Genomic DNA, 14645 nt, shown 5'->3' on the forward strand with positions numbered 1-14645 from the left:
GACCTGTGTGAAACGTCCCGGCAAGCACAGAATCGGCGTTTCTGGCTACCCTTCTGACGCCTTGCCACCCGAACGAGGCGCACCCACGGTCGCTCCCGCCTTGACGCCTCCGTCCTTGCCGCCCGACGGGGCCTCAAAGGATTCCAACGCCTCCAGGACGTCCTGGACACGGGAGATCTCGGCGTTGATGTCCTCGCGCCGGCGCACCAGGATCTCCAGCTCGCGCTTGCCCTCCTCGACGGCCTGCCGGGCCTCGCGGATCGCCTCGGCCTTGATCTTCTCGGCCTCCGAGACCAGCGTGGCCTTCTTCTGCTCGGCTTCCTTCAGCAGCCCCTCGGCCTTCTTGACCGCGGCGATACGGACCTTGCCCGCTTCGGAGCTGGCATCCGAGACGATCTCCTTCGCCTGCGTCCTGGCCTTCTCCAGCTGCTCCTCGGCGGCCTTGATCAGCGCGTCGCACCGCTCGCCCGCCGACTTCATCGCCTCGGCCGACTCGCGCCGCGCCCGCTCGTGCAGTTCCTCGATCTCGGTCGTGATGCGGTCGCGCAGCTCCTCCGCCCGCTCCCGGATCGCGGTCGCGTCCCGGCGCGCGCCGACGAGCAGTTCGTCCGCGTCCGCGCGGGCCCGCTCCACCAGCGAGTTGCCCTCCACCGTCGCCTCGGCGACCAGGCGTTCGGCCTCCGTCCGGGCGGCACCCACCATCGTGTCGGCCTGCGTCTCGGCGTCCGCCGTCGTCTTGTGCGCGCTCTGCTGCGCCTCCGTGAGCAGCTTGTCGGCCTCGGCGGCGGTCTCCGTGATGAGCGTGTCGACCTGCTCGGCCGCCTCGGAGCGCCGCTTGTTGGCGTCCTTGCGGGCCTCGTCCAGGGTGCGCTCGGCCTCCTCACGGGCGGCCGCGGTGACCCGCTCGGCCTCGGCCTCTGCCTCGGTCCTGATCCGCTCGGCCTCGCTGCGCATCCGCTCGGCGTGCTGCTGCGCGGACCCGACCGTCTCGGCGGCCTCGGCGCGCAGCCGCTCCGCCTCGTCGGCCGCGTCCGACAGGCGCTTCTCGGCCTTGGCCGCGGATTCGGCCCGGACCCGTTCGGCCTCGGCGGCGGTCTCCGTGGTGAGCCGCTCGGCCTCCGCCGTCACCTCGGTGATGAGGGTGTCTGCCTGCGTGGCGGCGTCCGACCGGATGCGGTTCGCGTCCTCGCGCGCCTCGGCACGCGTGCGCGCCGCGTGCTGCTCGGCGTCGGCGATCGCGTCCGAGGCCTCGGTCCGCACCCGCTGGGCGTGCTCCGCGACGTCCGAACGAATCCGCTCGGCCTCGGCGATCGCCTCCGAAACCGTCCGCTCCGCGAGGGACTTGGCGGCCTCCGACTCCTCGGCCGCGTCCCGCCGGATGCGGTTCGCGTCCTCGGTGGCCCGCTCGCGCTCCGCGTAGGCGTCGGCGCGGACCCGGTCGGCCTCCTCCTGGGCCTCGGTGCGCGTGCGCTCCGCGGCGTGCTCGGCGGCCGAGCGCAGACCGGTGATCTCCTCCTGTGCCTGCTCGTGTAGCCCGACCACGGAGTCCCGCACCTGCTGGGCGTGCTGCTCGGCGGCGGACACCATCTCGGTGGCGCGCCGGTCGGCCTCCTCGACCAGCCGGACCGCCTCGGCCTGGGCCTCCTCGACCCGGGCCCGTGCCACGGCGAGCAGCTCCTCGCTCTGCTCGCGGGCCCGCTCGCGCTCCTGGTCGGCCTCCTGACGCGCGGAACCGAGGAGCTCCTCGGCCTCGCGGCGCCGGCGGGCGGCCTCCTCCTGCGCGGCGGCGAGCGTCTCCGTGGCCTCGCTGCCCAGCCGTTCGGCCGCGGCCTGCGCCTCGGCCCGCACCCGGTCCGCGGTGTCCTGCGCCTCCGACTTGAGCCGCTCGGCCTCGGCCGCGGCCTCCGAGCGCAGACGTACCGCGATGGCCTCGCCCTCCGCACGGGAGGCGGACGCGTCGGAGGCGGCCTCCGTGCGCAGCCGGTCGGCCTCGGCCTCGGCCTGCGCCTGGAGGGTACGAATGCGCTCGGCGGCCTCGGAACGCAGCCGCTCGGTCTCCTCGACCGCCTCGCGGCGGATCCGCTCGGCCTCCGCTCGGGCGTCCCCGAGGGCCTGCTCGGCGGAGGCGAGCCGCTGCTCGGCCTCGGAATGCAGGCGGGTCAGCTCCTCGGCGGCGTCCGACCGGCGGGCCTCGACCGCCCGCTCGGTCTCCTCGCGCAGGGCACGCGCGGCCCGCTCGGCCTCCTCCTTGATCGCATCCGACAGCTCGACGGCCTCGTCGCGCTGTGTCTCGGCCTCCTTGCGGGTGCGCTCCAGGGTCTCCTCGGCCTGGCGGCGCAGCATCGACGCACGCTCGATGGCCTCGGTCCGCACCTTCTCGCTGTCGGTGGTCGCCGACTGGCGCAGCTCGTCCGCGTCCGCCTTCGCCTTGGCGAGCAGCTCCTCGGCGGTCTTGGCCGCCTCCTCGATCTGCTGGACGGCCTCCCGGCGGGCCTCGGCGCGGATCCTCTCGCCCTCGGCGACCGCCTCGGCGCCAAGCTGCTCGGCCTCGCCACGCAGCCGGCGCGCCTCCTCCTGCAGCTCGACCGTCTTGGCGCGGTACTCCTTGGTGTCGTCCTTCGCGGCGCCCTTGAGCTGCTCGGCGATGTCGTGCGCCTCGGCGCGCAGCCGGTCCGCCTCGGCCTCGGCCTCCCTGCGGATCCGCTCGGCCTCCTCGGCGGCGGCCTTGGTGGTGGCCTTGGCGTCCTCCGACGCCTTGTTCAGGACGTCCTCGGCCGTACGGGCCGTCTTGGCGAGCTGGGAGGCGGTCTCCTCGGCCGTGAGGCTGCGGGCCTTCTCCGAGGCCTCCGCGAGGATCTTCTCAGCCTCTGTACGGGCGTCGGCGACCACTTGCTCGGCCTCGGCCTTGCTGGCCTCCGCTTCCTTGGTGGCCTCGCTGACCAGCCGGGCGACCTGTTCCTTTGCCGTGCGGGTGCGCTGATCGTTGGTCGACGCGGCACTGGCCAGGGCCTTGGCGGCGGCATCCTTCGCCTCGGCGACGACCTTGTCGGCCTCGGCGCGCGCCTCGCGCAGCGCCGCCTCCGCCTCGGCCATCCGCTGCTCGGCCGCCCGGCTGAGCTCGGTCGCCTGGCGGCGGGCGGCGTCCGACTCGCTCGCGGAGGAGGAGCGCAGCTGCTCGGCGTGGTCGGTGGCCTCCTGGGCCTGCGTGGACGCGGCGTTCAGCAGCCGCTCGGCGTCCGTCCGGGCGCGGCGCAGGATCTGGTCGGCCTCGGCACGGGCGGCCTCGGCGTCGCTCTGCAGGCGCTGCCGGGCCTCCGCGGTGATCCGCTCGGCCTCGGCGCGGGCGGCGGCGAGCGACTGCTCGGCCTCGGCGCGCGACTCCTCGGCGAGACGCCGGGCCTGGGACTCGGAGCGGGCGCGCAGCTGCTCGGCCCACGCCACGTTCTCGTTGACGTGCGACTCGACGGTCTGCCGGCGCTCGGCAAGCTCCTGGTCGAGCTGCTGGCGGCGGGCGACCGCCTCCGCGTGCAGCTCGGCCTGGAGGCGGGCGGCCTGCTCGGCGTGCTCCTGGAGGATGCGCTGCGTCTGCGCGCGGGCCTGGCTCAGCTCGCGCTCGGCGTCCGCCCGCAGCTGGTCCGCCTGCATCTGGGCGGTGCGGAGCATCTGCTCGGCCTGGTAGCCGATGTCGGCCCCGTCATAGGCGGGACGGGTCATGAGGGTGCGGCGCGCCTCGTGCAGCTTGGCGCGCAGCACCTCGACCTGGTAGCCGAGGTCCTCGGCGTGCTGGATCGCCTTTTCCCGCTCGGTCTTCAGCCGCTCCATCTCGGCCTCGAACCGAGAGAGGTGGTCGACGTCAGCCGACGGCTCTCGCTCCTGGCGTTCGTAGCCCCGCACTGCGCGGTCCCATCCGTCCCCTGGTCGCAAGCTTCTCCAAACGAGCTCCGTCCATCCGCCGAACGGTGCCCCCGGGGAATGGTGTCAGATCAACGGCGGAGCATGGGCTGCTGCCCCGACGCTCGTCCCCCGAAACCCGGACCCCGGCCCCAGGCCCTGTCGTCGAACAGGGCCCGGCGTCCCGCCGCTCAGGCGGGACCGGTCGCCCTGGTGGAGCGGCGACCTCTCCCAACCCTACCGGCCCTTATGTACGGGAGTCAGTGCTCAGGTGATTCAACAGCCGCGGATGTGACCAGTTCTGTCAGTACGCCGTGGCAATCCTTGGGGTGCAGGAAGGTGATCCGCGACCCCATGGAGCCGCGTCGTGGCTCCTCGTACAGGACGCGGACGCCCTTGTCCTTGACGGCGGCGGCGTCCCCGTCCACATCCGCCGTACCGAAGGCGATGTGGTGCACGCCCTCGCCGTTCTTCGCCAGCCACTTCGCGACGGTGGAGTCCTCGCGGGTGGGTTCGAGGAGCTGGAGGTAGGAGGCGCCTCCGTCGTCCGTGTTGTTGATCTTCAACATGGCCTCGCGCACGCCCTGTTCCTCGTTGACCTCGGTGTGGAACACGGAGAATCCGTAGGTGGAGGTGTAGAACTCAACGGTCTTCTCGAGGTCGAAGCAGGCGATCCCGATGTGGTCGATTCGCGTCAGCATGCTGTTAGTGCAGCGCTCCTGAAGTGGTTACGCAACGTGCGCGCGATCACACCGACGGCTTGATGACGGGGCGGACTACCGCTCAGTACATTCGAAGTAAACCCTCGTTCACTCCTCGGCTGTGCAGGCCGGAAGGGGATCGCAGCTCATGTCTGGAACGAACAGCACGACCTCCGTCATCGTCGCGGGTGCCCGCACCCCGATGGGGCGGCTGCTCGGCTCGCTGAAGTCCTTCTCCGGAGCCGACCTCGGCGGCTTCGCGATCAAGGCCGCCCTCGACCGTGCGGGAATCGGTGGCGACCAGGTGCAGTACGTGATCATGGGCCAGGTGCTGCAGGCCGGGGCGGGGCAGATCCCCGCACGTCAGGCAGCGGTCAAGGCGGGCATCCCGATGAACGTCCCGGCCCTGACGATCAACAAGGTGTGCCTTTCGGGCCTCGACGCGATCGCTCTCGCGGACCAGTTGATCCGTGCGGGTGAGTTCGACGTGATCGTGGCGGGCGGCCAGGAGTCCATGACCAACGCCCCGCACCTGCTGCCGAAGTCCCGCGAGGGCTTCAAGTACGGCGCTGTCCAGATGCTCGACGCGATGGCGTACGACGGCCTGACCGACTCGTTCGAGGGCATCGCCATGGGCGAGTCGACCGAGAAGCACAACACGCGCCTCGGCATCGGCCGCCAGGAGCAGGACGAGATCGCGGCGCTGTCCCACCAGCGCGCCGCGGCCGCCCAGAAGAACGGCATCTTCGAGGCCGAGATCGCGCCGGTGGAGGTACCGCAGCGCAAGGGCGAGCCGCTCGTCTTCAGCGAGGACGAGGGCATCCGCGGCGAGACGACGGCGCAGTCGCTCGCGAAGCTGCGCCCGGCCTTCAGCAAGGACGGCACGATCACGGCCGGCTCCTCCTCGCAGATCTCGGACGGTGCGGCGGCCGTGGTCGTGATGAGCAAGGCCAAGGCGCAGGAGCTGGGCCTGGAGTGGATCGCCGAGATCGGCGCCCACGGGAACGTGGCCGGACCGGACAACTCCCTGCAGTCGCAGCCGTCGAACGCGATCCTGCACGCCCTGAAGAAGGAGGGTCTGGAGGTCTCGGACCTCGATCTGATCGAGATCAACGAGGCGTTCGCGGCCGTCGCCGTGCAGTCAATGAAGGACCTTGGCGTTTCCACCGAAAAGGTGAACGTCCATGGTGGTGCGATCGCCCTGGGTCACCCGATCGGAATGTCCGGCGCCCGGCTCGTCCTTCACCTGGCCCTGGAGCTGAAGCGGCGCGGCGGAGGCGTCGGCGCGGCCGCCCTGTGCGGGGGTGGCGGCCAGGGTGACGCGCTGATCGTGCGGGTACCCAAGGCCTGAGTGCCCTCGAACGACGTCTCCTCGTGAGCCGGAGGGGCGCGCCGGAGGCGAACAAAACGAAACGGAACGGAGCTGTGATGCAGGACGTCTCCTCACTGGTGGCCCAGGCCAGGGAAGGCCGGCCGCGCGCCGTGGCCCGGCTGATCTCCCTGGTGGAGGGGGCGTCCCCGCAGCTCAGGGAGGTCATGGCGGCCCTGGCCCCGCTGACCGGCGGGGCGTACGTGGTGGGCCTCACCGGCTCGCCCGGCGTCGGCAAGTCGACCTCGACGTCGGCGCTCGTGACGGCGTACCGCAAGCAGGGCAAGCGGGTCGGCGTCCTGGCCGTCGACCCGTCCTCGCCCTTCTCGGGCGGCGCGCTGCTCGGCGACCGCGTCCGGATGTCGGAGCACGCGTCGGACCCCGGCGTGTACATCCGCTCGATGGCGACGCGCGGGCATCTGGGCGGCCTCGCCTGGGCCGCTCCGCAGGCCATCCGGGTGCTGGACGCGGCGGGCTGCGACGTGATCCTGGTGGAGACCGTCGGTGTCGGCCAGTCGGAGGTGGAGATCGCCTCCCAGGCCGACACCTCGGTCGTCCTGCTGGCCCCCGGGATGGGCGACGGCATCCAGGCCGCGAAGGCGGGCATCCTGGAGATCGGCGACGTGTACGTCGTCAACAAGGCCGATCGCGACGGCGCGGACGCGACCGCCCGCGAGCTGAACCACATGCTGGGGCTCGGTGAGTCGCGTGCCGCGGGCGACTGGCGCCCGCCGATCGTGAAGACGGTCGCGGCACGCGGCGAGGGCGTCGACGAGGTCGTCGAGGCGCTGGAGAAGCACCGGGCGTGGATGGAGGAGCGGGGGGTGCTCGCGGAGCGACGGCTGGCCCGCGCCGGCCGCGAGGTCGAGACCATCGCGGTGACGGCCCTGCGGGAGAGGATCGGCGACCTGCACGGCGACCGCCGCCTGGGCGCGCTGGCCGAGCGGATCGTGGCGGGGGAGCTGGACCCCTACCGGGCCGCGGACGAACTGGTGGCGGGCCTGACGAACAGCTGACGGGCCGCGCCCGGTGCCGGAAAACCTCTGTCGGGCTTCCGGCACCCGTTGATACCTTGATCCGCATGTTCCTCCTCTTGGCATAGGACCCGCCCCGGTCCGCGATCGGCACACGGCAGTCGGCCGTCGCCGTCGCGGCACTCAGGTGTCCCGTCCATGCCTTCGACCGAGGAACTCATCCCGTGTCTGCGCCTGCTTCCGCGCGGCCTTCGTATGCCGCCGTTCTGCGTGTCCCGCACGCCCGTCGCACGTTCGTCGCCGCGCTGATCGGCCGACTGTCGTACGGGACGGTGTCCGTCGCCGTCATGCTGTCCGTGACCCGGGCGACCGGGTCGTACGCCGTGGCCGGTGCGGTCATGGCGCTCTTCGGGGCCACGACGGTCCTCCTCTCGCCGCCGCGGGCGGCGCTCGTCGACCGGTACGGGGCCCGCCGGGCGCTGCTGCCGATGGCGCTGATCTACACGACGCTGCTCGCGGCACTCGCCGTGGCGAGCTGGCGGCCCGGCGCGCCGCCGCTGCTGCTGGGTGCCCTCTCCGTCGCCGCCGGCGCCTTCCCGCCCCCTCTGGGCCCCACCATGCGGGCCGTGTGGAGCGAACTCGTCGATGACCAGCGGCTGTTGCAGCGCGCGTACGGGCTCGACGGGGTCGCCGAGGAACTGCTGTTCGTGTCCGGGCCACTGCTCGTGGGCGTGGTGGTGCGGTGGGCGCCGCCCGCGGCCGGGGTGGCGCTGAGCGCGCTGCTGGTTGCCGCCGGGACCGTCGCCCTGGTCTCGTCCCCCGCACTGGCCGGTGCGCGCCCCGACACCGCGCGGCCGGAGCGCTCCACTGGATGGTTCCGGGGGGCACGGGGGCTGATGCAGCCCGTGCTCGTGGCCGCCGGCGTCGGGCTGGCGGTCGGCGCGCTCGATCTGCTGGTCCTTGCCTTCGCCGAGCAGCGGCGGTACGGCGACGACGTGGTGGCGTGGGTGCTGGCGGCGCTGTCCGCGGGCAGCGCGGTCGGCGGGCTGCTGAACGGGGCGGTCGACTGGCGGACGAGCGCGCGGGTCCGGCTGCCGCTGCTCGCCGCGGCCCTGGGGCTGACGCTGACCGTGGCGGGCCTGGCCCCCGGCCTCGCCGCCCTCACGGTCACCGTGGCCTGCGCGGGCCTGTTCATCGCCCCGGCCCTCACGACGTCGTATCTGATCGCGGACGAGTCGGCCCCGCCGGGCTTCCGCACGCAGGCCGGGGCCTGGGTCAACACGGCGGTCAACGCCGGTGGTTCGGTGGGCTCGGCGGCGGTGGGGGCGCTGGTGGGACATCTGCCGCTGGGGTGGTGCTTCGTGGTGTCCGGGGCTGCGACGCTGACGGCCGCGGCCGTCAGCGTCGCAGCCCCGGACGGGGGTGCCGCCCGGGAGCGGGAAACTCCCCGGCTCGGGCGAACCCGGAGGTGGGGGAGGGCGGGCTCAGCGACACCAGGCAAGCGCCGCTGAACGAGGCCCGCCTGCTACCGCCGGGCAGGTCTACGGCTTGCCCCGCTGACCCCGCAGGTGCTCCGCGATCGGGCGCAGGGACTTGTGCAGGTGTTCCAGGTCGTCGGGCGACAGCAGATCGATGAAGTGCCGCCGCACGGACGCCACATGGTGGGGCGCGACCTTCTTCATCGTCTCCATGCCGTGGTCCGTGAGGACCGCGTACAGCCCCCGGCGGTCGGACTCGCAGTTCTCGCGCCGTACCAGGTCCGCGTTCTCCATGCGGGTGATCTGGTGCGAGAGGCGGCTCTTGGACTGGAGGGTGGCGGCGGCGAGGTCGCTCATCCGCATGCGGAAGCCCTCCGACTCCGAGAGATTCACCAGGATCTCGTAGTCGTTCATTGTCAGGCCGAACGGCTGCAGGTCCTTTTCGAGCTGATACGTCAACAGCCTGTTGACCTCCAGGTGGGTGCGCCAGGCGCACTGCTCCGCATCGGTCAGCCAGCGCGTGGCCGTCTCGGTCTCCATGAATGAAGTCTACCTAAAAGGTTGAAAGGCGAACTAGTGAGGGTGGTGTGACAGTGCGCACGCGTTCGACGTCACACTCCGCAGACTACCGCTCACAGCCCGAAGCGACGCTGGAGGTCTCCCAGCTGTCCGGGAAGGCGCGGTGTCCCCGGTTGGCCCTGGTGACCGGGTACCCCGGCCCCGCCCGGTACGCCGGGCTCCTGTGGAACCGCTCCCGTGGGCTGCTCGGCCATCAGTGTCTCCGAGGACTGGAGCAGGACCGTGCCCGCCCCGACGAACTCGAACTGATGCTCCTCCCCGGAGGCCCCGCCGAGGCCCGTCATCGCACGTAGACCGCCCCATACGCCCGTCAGGTACCCGTGGTCGTAGTGGTGGCACGGGGACGGGCAGTCGGCCCAGCCGACCAGGGCCTGCGGATCCACCCGGATCGGGGGTTCCATGAACACCACCGGACCGTTGGACGCAGCCACGAACTTTCCGGTTCCGATCAGGGTCAGGAAGCCCGGAATGATCGACTGCTTGAGTGACAGACTTGGCTGAAAAGCGAGCAGGTTGCCCGAGCGAATGGTCAGGTTGCCCTCGTTCAAGTCATACGAATTCACATCGAAGGCCCGGTCGGCGAGGAGCATCTTGCCCGAGCCCTCCGCCACCACCCAGTCGCTCGCGTGCAGTGGCGAATGAAAGGACGTACGGACAATACGGTCGAGTCGCCCGTGGCCGATCCCGTTGAACTCGATCGAGCCGTAGTAGGCGATCATCTTCCCCTTCTGCAGGAACCACTGGCTCCCGCTGAGCTCCACGCAGAAGGTGTACTTGTTCACGTTGTCGTCGGCCGGCAGGGTCATCGGGTCATGGATGACGGGGCCGGCCCCCGGATAGGTGGTCACAGCTTCTCCTCCGACGCCTGCACGTACACCGCACCGCTGCCGCTCAGCTCCAGCTGGAACGCCTCGCCGGAGCCGCGGCCCACCATGTCGCGCCAGCCGAGCGCTGTGGACAGCTTGTTGCGTACGTCGCCGTGGTGCGCGACATACGCCTGGGGGTCGACGTGGACCGGGCGCTGGGGGGTGATCGGCACCTCGAAGACGCCGCCGTGCGCCATCACGGCGACCGCACCGCGACCCGTGAGGGTCGTCGTGAACAGGCCCTGGCCCGTGACCTGGCCGCGCACCATGCCCATGACGCCGCCCTGTGAGCCCATGAACATCGTGCCCTGCTGAAGGGTGCCCTCGAACGCGAGCAGGCGGTCCGCCTCGACGTACAACGTGTCGCCCGTGAGGTTGATCACCTGGATGTGGTGGCCGCCGTGGCCGAACAGCACCGTGCCGTTGCCCTCGACCGTCATCAGCGGGGTCGCCTCGTTCGCGATGCGGCGGCCGATCATCGACATGACCCCGCCCTGGCCGCCCTGGATGTCGGGGGTGAAGGAGACATCGCCCTTGTAGGCGAGCATCGCGCCCCGCTGGCTGTACAGCCGCTGCCCCGGCACGACCATCGCCTCGATCATCTTCGCGTTCACTTCGCGGAAGGCCATGTCAGAGGTCCCCCGCGATCGTGTTGCGCTCGCTGGGCTGGACGTACACCAGTCCGTCCCCCTCGAAGCGGATCTGGAAGGCCTCTCCGCCGCCCTCGCCCAGGAACGTACGGAACGTCACGCCCGACTGGAACGACTGCCGAAGATTGCCCTGGTGCGCGACGTACGCGCCGGGGTCGACGGTCAGCGGGTACTGCCCGCTCACCCGCAGCACCACCGCCGGACCGTCGGACATGATCGCCGCCTGGCCGTGGCCCTCGACGGTCGTCGTGAACAGGCCGTTGCCCTGCGAGGCTCCGCGCAGCCCGGTGAACGTCGTGCCCGTGCGCAGGCCGGCGTCCGTCGCGAGGAGGTTGCTCGACTCGACGTACAGCTTGTCCCCCTGGAGATCGACGAGGTTGATCTCGGAGGCCCGGTCCGCGAACCAGCACGTCCCGTGTCCCTTCACCTCCATCACGGTCATCTGCTCGCCGGTGAGTCTCCGGGTCACCATGCCCCGGATGCCCTCACCGCCGCCGGTGAGCTTCTTGAAGGTCATCTGTCCGTCGTACGCGACCATGGAGCCGTTCTTCGCCTTCACGGCGTCCCCGGTCATGTCGACGGCCAGCACCTTGCTGCCTTGGAGTCGGAACATCGCCACGGGGCGAAGGTAGCGGCCGGGCGGGTGGAGCGGACAGGGTCCCGTGGTGGATCCGGACCCTGACCCGACCCTGAGGGAACAGGCGTATCGGCGGCCCCGCGAGAAACGTGGAACGGGCCGATCGCCGACACCCCGCACCCCCGTTCCGGGTCCGCCGAGTCCTGGATGTCACAATGGGCGGGCCCTTGTGCGCGCGTTCACAAAGCGACTGCGTCGTCAGCGAATCTCCCACCGAAGGTGACCCGTGGACATAAAGACCGCCACCGCCCTCCGCCGGCTCCGCCTGGTCTCGGCCCCCGAGGCCGTCTCCTTCCTGCTGCTGCTCGTTTGCTCGGTGCTCAAGCGCACCACCGACTTCAATGCGGTGCCCGTCATGGGCTCGATCCACGGGGTTCTCTTCATCCTGTACGTGATCTTCTGGGCGGACGCCTGGAACCGTGCCAAGTGGTCCGTGAAGACCGCCGCCGTCTACTTCGTCCTCTCCGTGCTGCCGACCGGCGGCTTCTTCGCCGAGCGCAAGCTGCGCCGCGAGGCCGAGGACGCGGTCATCGCGGCCCGCGCCCGCAAGGAAGGGATCGTGAACGCGTGATCGTCGCCTTCTCCGTGACGCCACTGGGGGTCGGCGACGACGTGGGGGAGTACGTCGCCGACGCCGTCCGGGTCGTACGGGACTCGGGCCTGCCGAACCGTACCGACGCCATGTTCACCTCGATCGAGGGCGAGCGGGACGAGGTCATGCATGTCGTGAAGCGCGCCGTCGCGGCGGTCGAGGAGCGTGCGCCCCGTGTCTCCTTGGTCCTCAAGGCGGACATCCGCCCGGGCGTGACGAACGGCCTCACCTCGAAGGCGGAGACGGTGGAGCGGTACCTGTCCCCCGAGTAACTCCTCGTCCAGCAGCGGAAAACCCCGGCCCTGAGGACCGGGGTTTTCTCGTACCCGGGGCCTGAGCGTTCGCTCAAATATGTTGTAGTGTCAGGCCTGTTGTTTGAGCAGTCGCTCAAATGGCGCCCTTGACCTGGGGGATTCGCAATGGGGCTCTACATAGAGGCGCATATACGCAGCGACCTCGACGAACTGTGGACACGGACGCAGGACCCCGCGCAGCACCGGCGCTGGGACCTGCGCTTCACCGAGATCGACTACCTGCCGTGTGCGGAGGGCGATGCGCAGCGCTTTCGGTACGCGACCCGCGTCCTGCCCTTCCTGACCGTCGCCGGGACCGGGGTGTCGGCGGGTGAGAAGACGCGGCCGGACGGGACGCGCACCTCCGCGCTGCGGTTCTCCTCGCCGCATCCGCTGTCGCTGATCGCCGAGGGGAGCGGCTACTGGCGGTACGTGCCGGACGGCGACGGCGTCCGCTTCCTGACCGGGTACGACTACCGGCCGCGCTGGGGCGCCGTCGGCGCGCTCGCCGACCGGCTGGTCTTCCGGCCCCTCATGGGCTGGGCGACCGCCTGGTCCTTCGACCGCCTCCGCCTCTGGCTGGAACGGGGCATCACACCGGAGCGCGCGCTCGTGAACTGGCTTGTGGAGCTGGCCGTCCGCGCCCTGGTCGTCACCATCGCCTGCACCGGCCTCGGACTGGGCTCGTTCCTGCGCCTCTTCGGACCGTTCGCGGCGGCGATGGCCTACCTGTGCCCGCTGCTGCTGGCCGTGGCCATCTCCCTGGCCCTGGTCACGCCGCCCCTCTCCCGCACGCCGGCCGCCCGCCGCTGTCTGCGCACCCCACCCACGCGGGTCTGCGCGCCGCGTCTCCTCGCCACCCTGGAGCGCCCGTCATGACCTCTGTCTTCCGTGCGGCGATGGGCGCGGACTTCCAGCGGCTGCACCCGGAGCTGCGGCGGCGCTTCTCGGTGGGGCTCGCGAGCGGCGAGGCCTGCATCGGGCGCGGGGTGATGGACCGCATCTGGCACGGCAGAGGATTCGTGAAGCCCTTCCTCGCGCTCGGCGCCACGCGCCACATCCTCGTCCCGCGTCAGGGGCGCGACGTCCCTTTCACCATCGAGAACGTGCCGTACGCCGACACCTTCGGCCGGGAGACGGTGACGTTCGTGCGCACCTTCGACCTCCCCGGCCGCGCGCGCCGCTTCGACGCGCAGATGGTGCTGAGCCCGAAGGGCGACCGGGTCCTCGACTACCTGGGCACGCACCAGCACCTCGCGAGTGAACTGCGCTTCCTGGCCGAGCCGGACGGGTCGCTGCTGATCCGGTCCGGTGAACACCGCTTCCGGGAGGGGCCGGTGGACGTGCGGGTGCCGGAGATGATCGGCGCTCGGGCGGAGGTGCGGGAGTCGTTCGACGAGTCGACGGGACGCTTCCGGATACGGGTGCGGGTGGTGAACCGGTACTTCGGCCCGCTGTTCGGCTACGAGGGATCCTTCACGGCCTCGTACACGGAGGTGCGGGTGTGCGGGGTGCGTCCCGGACTACGGCCGGTCCGGGAGGAGGCGCGGGCGTGAGCGAGGCGACCAGGGTGAAGCTGCTGGAGGGGACGCTGCGGACGCTCACCGAGCAGGGGATCGCCAAGACGTCGGCCCGGACGATCGCGGCGAGCGCCGGCGTCAACCAGGCGCTCGTCTTCTACCACTTCGGCTCCGTGGACGAGTTGCTCGCGGCGGCGTGCCGGTACGGGACGGAGCAGCGGGTGGCCCGGTACCGGGAGCGGCTCGACGGGATCGGCACGCTCGGTGAACTCCTCGCGTTCGGGCGGGAGATGCACGAGGAGGAGAAGGCGGCGGGGCACGTCGCGGTCCTCGGCCAGCTGTTGGCCGGCGCGCAGACCCATCCCCGGCTCGCGCCGGCCACGGCCGGGGGGCTCGATCTGTGGATCGCGGAGATCGAGCGGGTACTGGTGCGGGTGCTGGGCTCGACGCCGCTGGGGGAGTTCGCGGACGCCGGGGGCCTCGCGCGCGCGGTGTCGGCCTCCTTCGTGGGGATCGAGCTGTACGAGGGGGTGGACGCGGAGGGGGCCGGTGCCGCACTGGCCGCCCTGGACCAGCTCGCGTCCCTGCTGGCGGCGCTGGAGGAGCTGGGCCCGGTGGCCCAGCGGGCGGTCCGGCACACGCTGCGCCGGGCGTCACGTACCTAGGCCCTGTCGTCGGACTCTTGCGTGGCTCGCGTCGCCTTGCACGCACTCTCGCCGGCACGCCGAGAGCACGCTGCCCGCTCTCGGCTTCGCTCGAGCGGGAGGCGCCCTCACGCCGCCGCGAGGCTCGCCCTCCGGGCGGACGACGGGAGTTCGACGACAGGACTCAGGGACCTGTCCGATCCATCCACCGGGCCTGCGGGCAGGCCTCGGCCCCCCGCGCCGGAGCCGCCCTCGGCGGACGCGTGGGCACCCGTCGACCGCGCCACTCCCGCCTGGCTCGGGACGCCCTGCACGCACTCTCGCCGCACCGGGCCCAGGCCCAAGTACTTCCGGTGCGAGGGCCGGAGCCCGGCACGTCACACTGCCGCGAGGCTCGCCCTCCGGACGGACGACGGGACTTCGACTTCGACGACAGGACTCAGGGACCTGT

Annotated in this window: 14 protein-coding genes; 8 read left to right on the plus strand and 6 right to left on the minus strand. The window is 71.5% G+C overall.

What is annotated here, in order from left to right:
- Nucleotides 1-45 precede the first annotated feature (45 nt).
- Together scy and mce are read right to left on the minus strand one after the other, a co-directional pair.
- Nucleotides 46-3894, minus strand: a complete 3849-nt coding sequence (gene scy / locus ACZ3TS_RS20620) for a polarized growth protein Scy (RefSeq protein WP_467619794.1) — start codon at nt 3892-3894, stop codon at nt 46-48.
- A gap of 257 nt (nt 3895-4151) precedes the next feature.
- On the minus strand, nt 4152-4592 hold the full coding sequence (mce, locus tag ACZ3TS_RS20625) for a methylmalonyl-CoA epimerase (protein ID WP_467619796.1): 441 nt from the start codon (nt 4590-4592) through the stop codon (nt 4152-4154).
- A 148-nt stretch (nt 4593-4740) separates the two neighbouring features.
- Here mce and ACZ3TS_RS20630 point away from each other — a divergent pair, with 148 nt between their 5' ends.
- The 3 genes from ACZ3TS_RS20630 to ACZ3TS_RS20640 all read left to right on the plus strand — a co-directional run bounded on the left by ACZ3TS_RS20630 (nt 4741) and on the right by ACZ3TS_RS20640 (nt 8446).
- Complete coding sequence (locus ACZ3TS_RS20630; protein ID WP_467619798.1) at nt 4741-5943, plus strand: acetyl-CoA C-acetyltransferase; 1203 nt, start codon at nt 4741-4743, stop codon at nt 5941-5943.
- Between the two features lie 77 nt (nt 5944-6020).
- Complete coding sequence (gene meaB / locus ACZ3TS_RS20635) at nt 6021-6977, plus strand: methylmalonyl Co-A mutase-associated GTPase MeaB (protein WP_467619801.1); 957 nt, start codon at nt 6021-6023, stop codon at nt 6975-6977.
- Nucleotides 6978-7159: 182 nt separating this feature from the next.
- Nucleotides 7160-8446 carry an MFS transporter gene (locus ACZ3TS_RS20640; RefSeq protein WP_467619803.1) on the plus strand — a complete coding sequence of 429 codons (1287 nt, stop codon included), beginning with the start codon at nt 7160-7162 and terminating at the stop codon, nt 8444-8446.
- 30 nt (nt 8447-8476) lie between these two features.
- On the opposite strand, the gene ACZ3TS_RS20645 is transcribed toward ACZ3TS_RS20640, so the two are convergent.
- From ACZ3TS_RS20645 to ACZ3TS_RS20660, 4 genes are all read right to left on the minus strand, one after another.
- Nucleotides 8477-8953, minus strand: coding sequence for a MarR family winged helix-turn-helix transcriptional regulator (locus ACZ3TS_RS20645; RefSeq protein ID WP_467619805.1), 477 nt, complete (start codon nt 8951-8953; stop codon nt 8477-8479).
- 92 nt (nt 8954-9045) lie between these two features.
- Nucleotides 9046-9840, minus strand: coding sequence for an AIM24 family protein (locus ACZ3TS_RS20650; RefSeq protein WP_467619807.1), 795 nt, complete (start codon nt 9838-9840; stop codon nt 9046-9048).
- Complete coding sequence (locus tag ACZ3TS_RS20655; RefSeq protein WP_467619809.1) at nt 9837-10487, minus strand: AIM24 family protein; 651 nt, start codon at nt 10485-10487, stop codon at nt 9837-9839. The genes ACZ3TS_RS20650 and ACZ3TS_RS20655 overlap by 4 nt, the downstream gene beginning before the upstream one ends.
- A 1-nt stretch (nt 10488) precedes the next feature.
- Nucleotides 10489-11121 (minus strand): AIM24 family protein, encoded by a 633-nt coding sequence (locus ACZ3TS_RS20660; RefSeq protein ID WP_467619881.1) that lies wholly within the window; start codon nt 11119-11121, stop codon nt 10489-10491.
- Between the two features lie 250 nt (nt 11122-11371).
- Between ACZ3TS_RS20660 and ACZ3TS_RS20665 the strand changes: the two genes are divergently transcribed.
- From ACZ3TS_RS20665 to ACZ3TS_RS20685, 5 genes are all read left to right on the plus strand, one after another.
- Nucleotides 11372-11716 (plus strand): DUF3817 domain-containing protein, encoded by a 345-nt coding sequence (locus ACZ3TS_RS20665; RefSeq protein WP_467619811.1) that lies wholly within the window; start codon nt 11372-11374, stop codon nt 11714-11716.
- On the plus strand, nt 11713-12009 hold the full coding sequence (locus tag ACZ3TS_RS20670) for an MTH1187 family thiamine-binding protein (RefSeq protein ID WP_467619814.1): 297 nt from the start codon (nt 11713-11715) through the stop codon (nt 12007-12009). The genes ACZ3TS_RS20665 and ACZ3TS_RS20670 overlap by 4 nt, the downstream gene beginning before the upstream one ends.
- A gap of 147 nt (nt 12010-12156) precedes the next feature.
- The gene (locus ACZ3TS_RS20675; RefSeq protein WP_467619816.1) at nt 12157-12909 is read left to right on the plus strand and encodes a hypothetical protein; all 753 of its coding nucleotides are present in this window, start codon (nt 12157-12159) and stop codon (nt 12907-12909) included.
- On the plus strand, nt 12906-13586 hold the full coding sequence (locus tag ACZ3TS_RS20680; RefSeq protein WP_467619818.1) for a DUF4166 domain-containing protein: 681 nt from the start codon (nt 12906-12908) through the stop codon (nt 13584-13586). The genes ACZ3TS_RS20675 and ACZ3TS_RS20680 overlap by 4 nt, the downstream gene beginning before the upstream one ends.
- Nucleotides 13583-14215 (plus strand): TetR/AcrR family transcriptional regulator, encoded by a 633-nt coding sequence (locus ACZ3TS_RS20685; protein ID WP_467619820.1) that lies wholly within the window; start codon nt 13583-13585, stop codon nt 14213-14215. Before ACZ3TS_RS20680 ends, ACZ3TS_RS20685 begins: the two co-directional genes overlap by 4 nt.
- Nucleotides 14216-14645 lie beyond the last annotated feature (430 nt).

This window comes from Streptomyces sp. NPDC022910 (genome assembly GCF_055561075.1).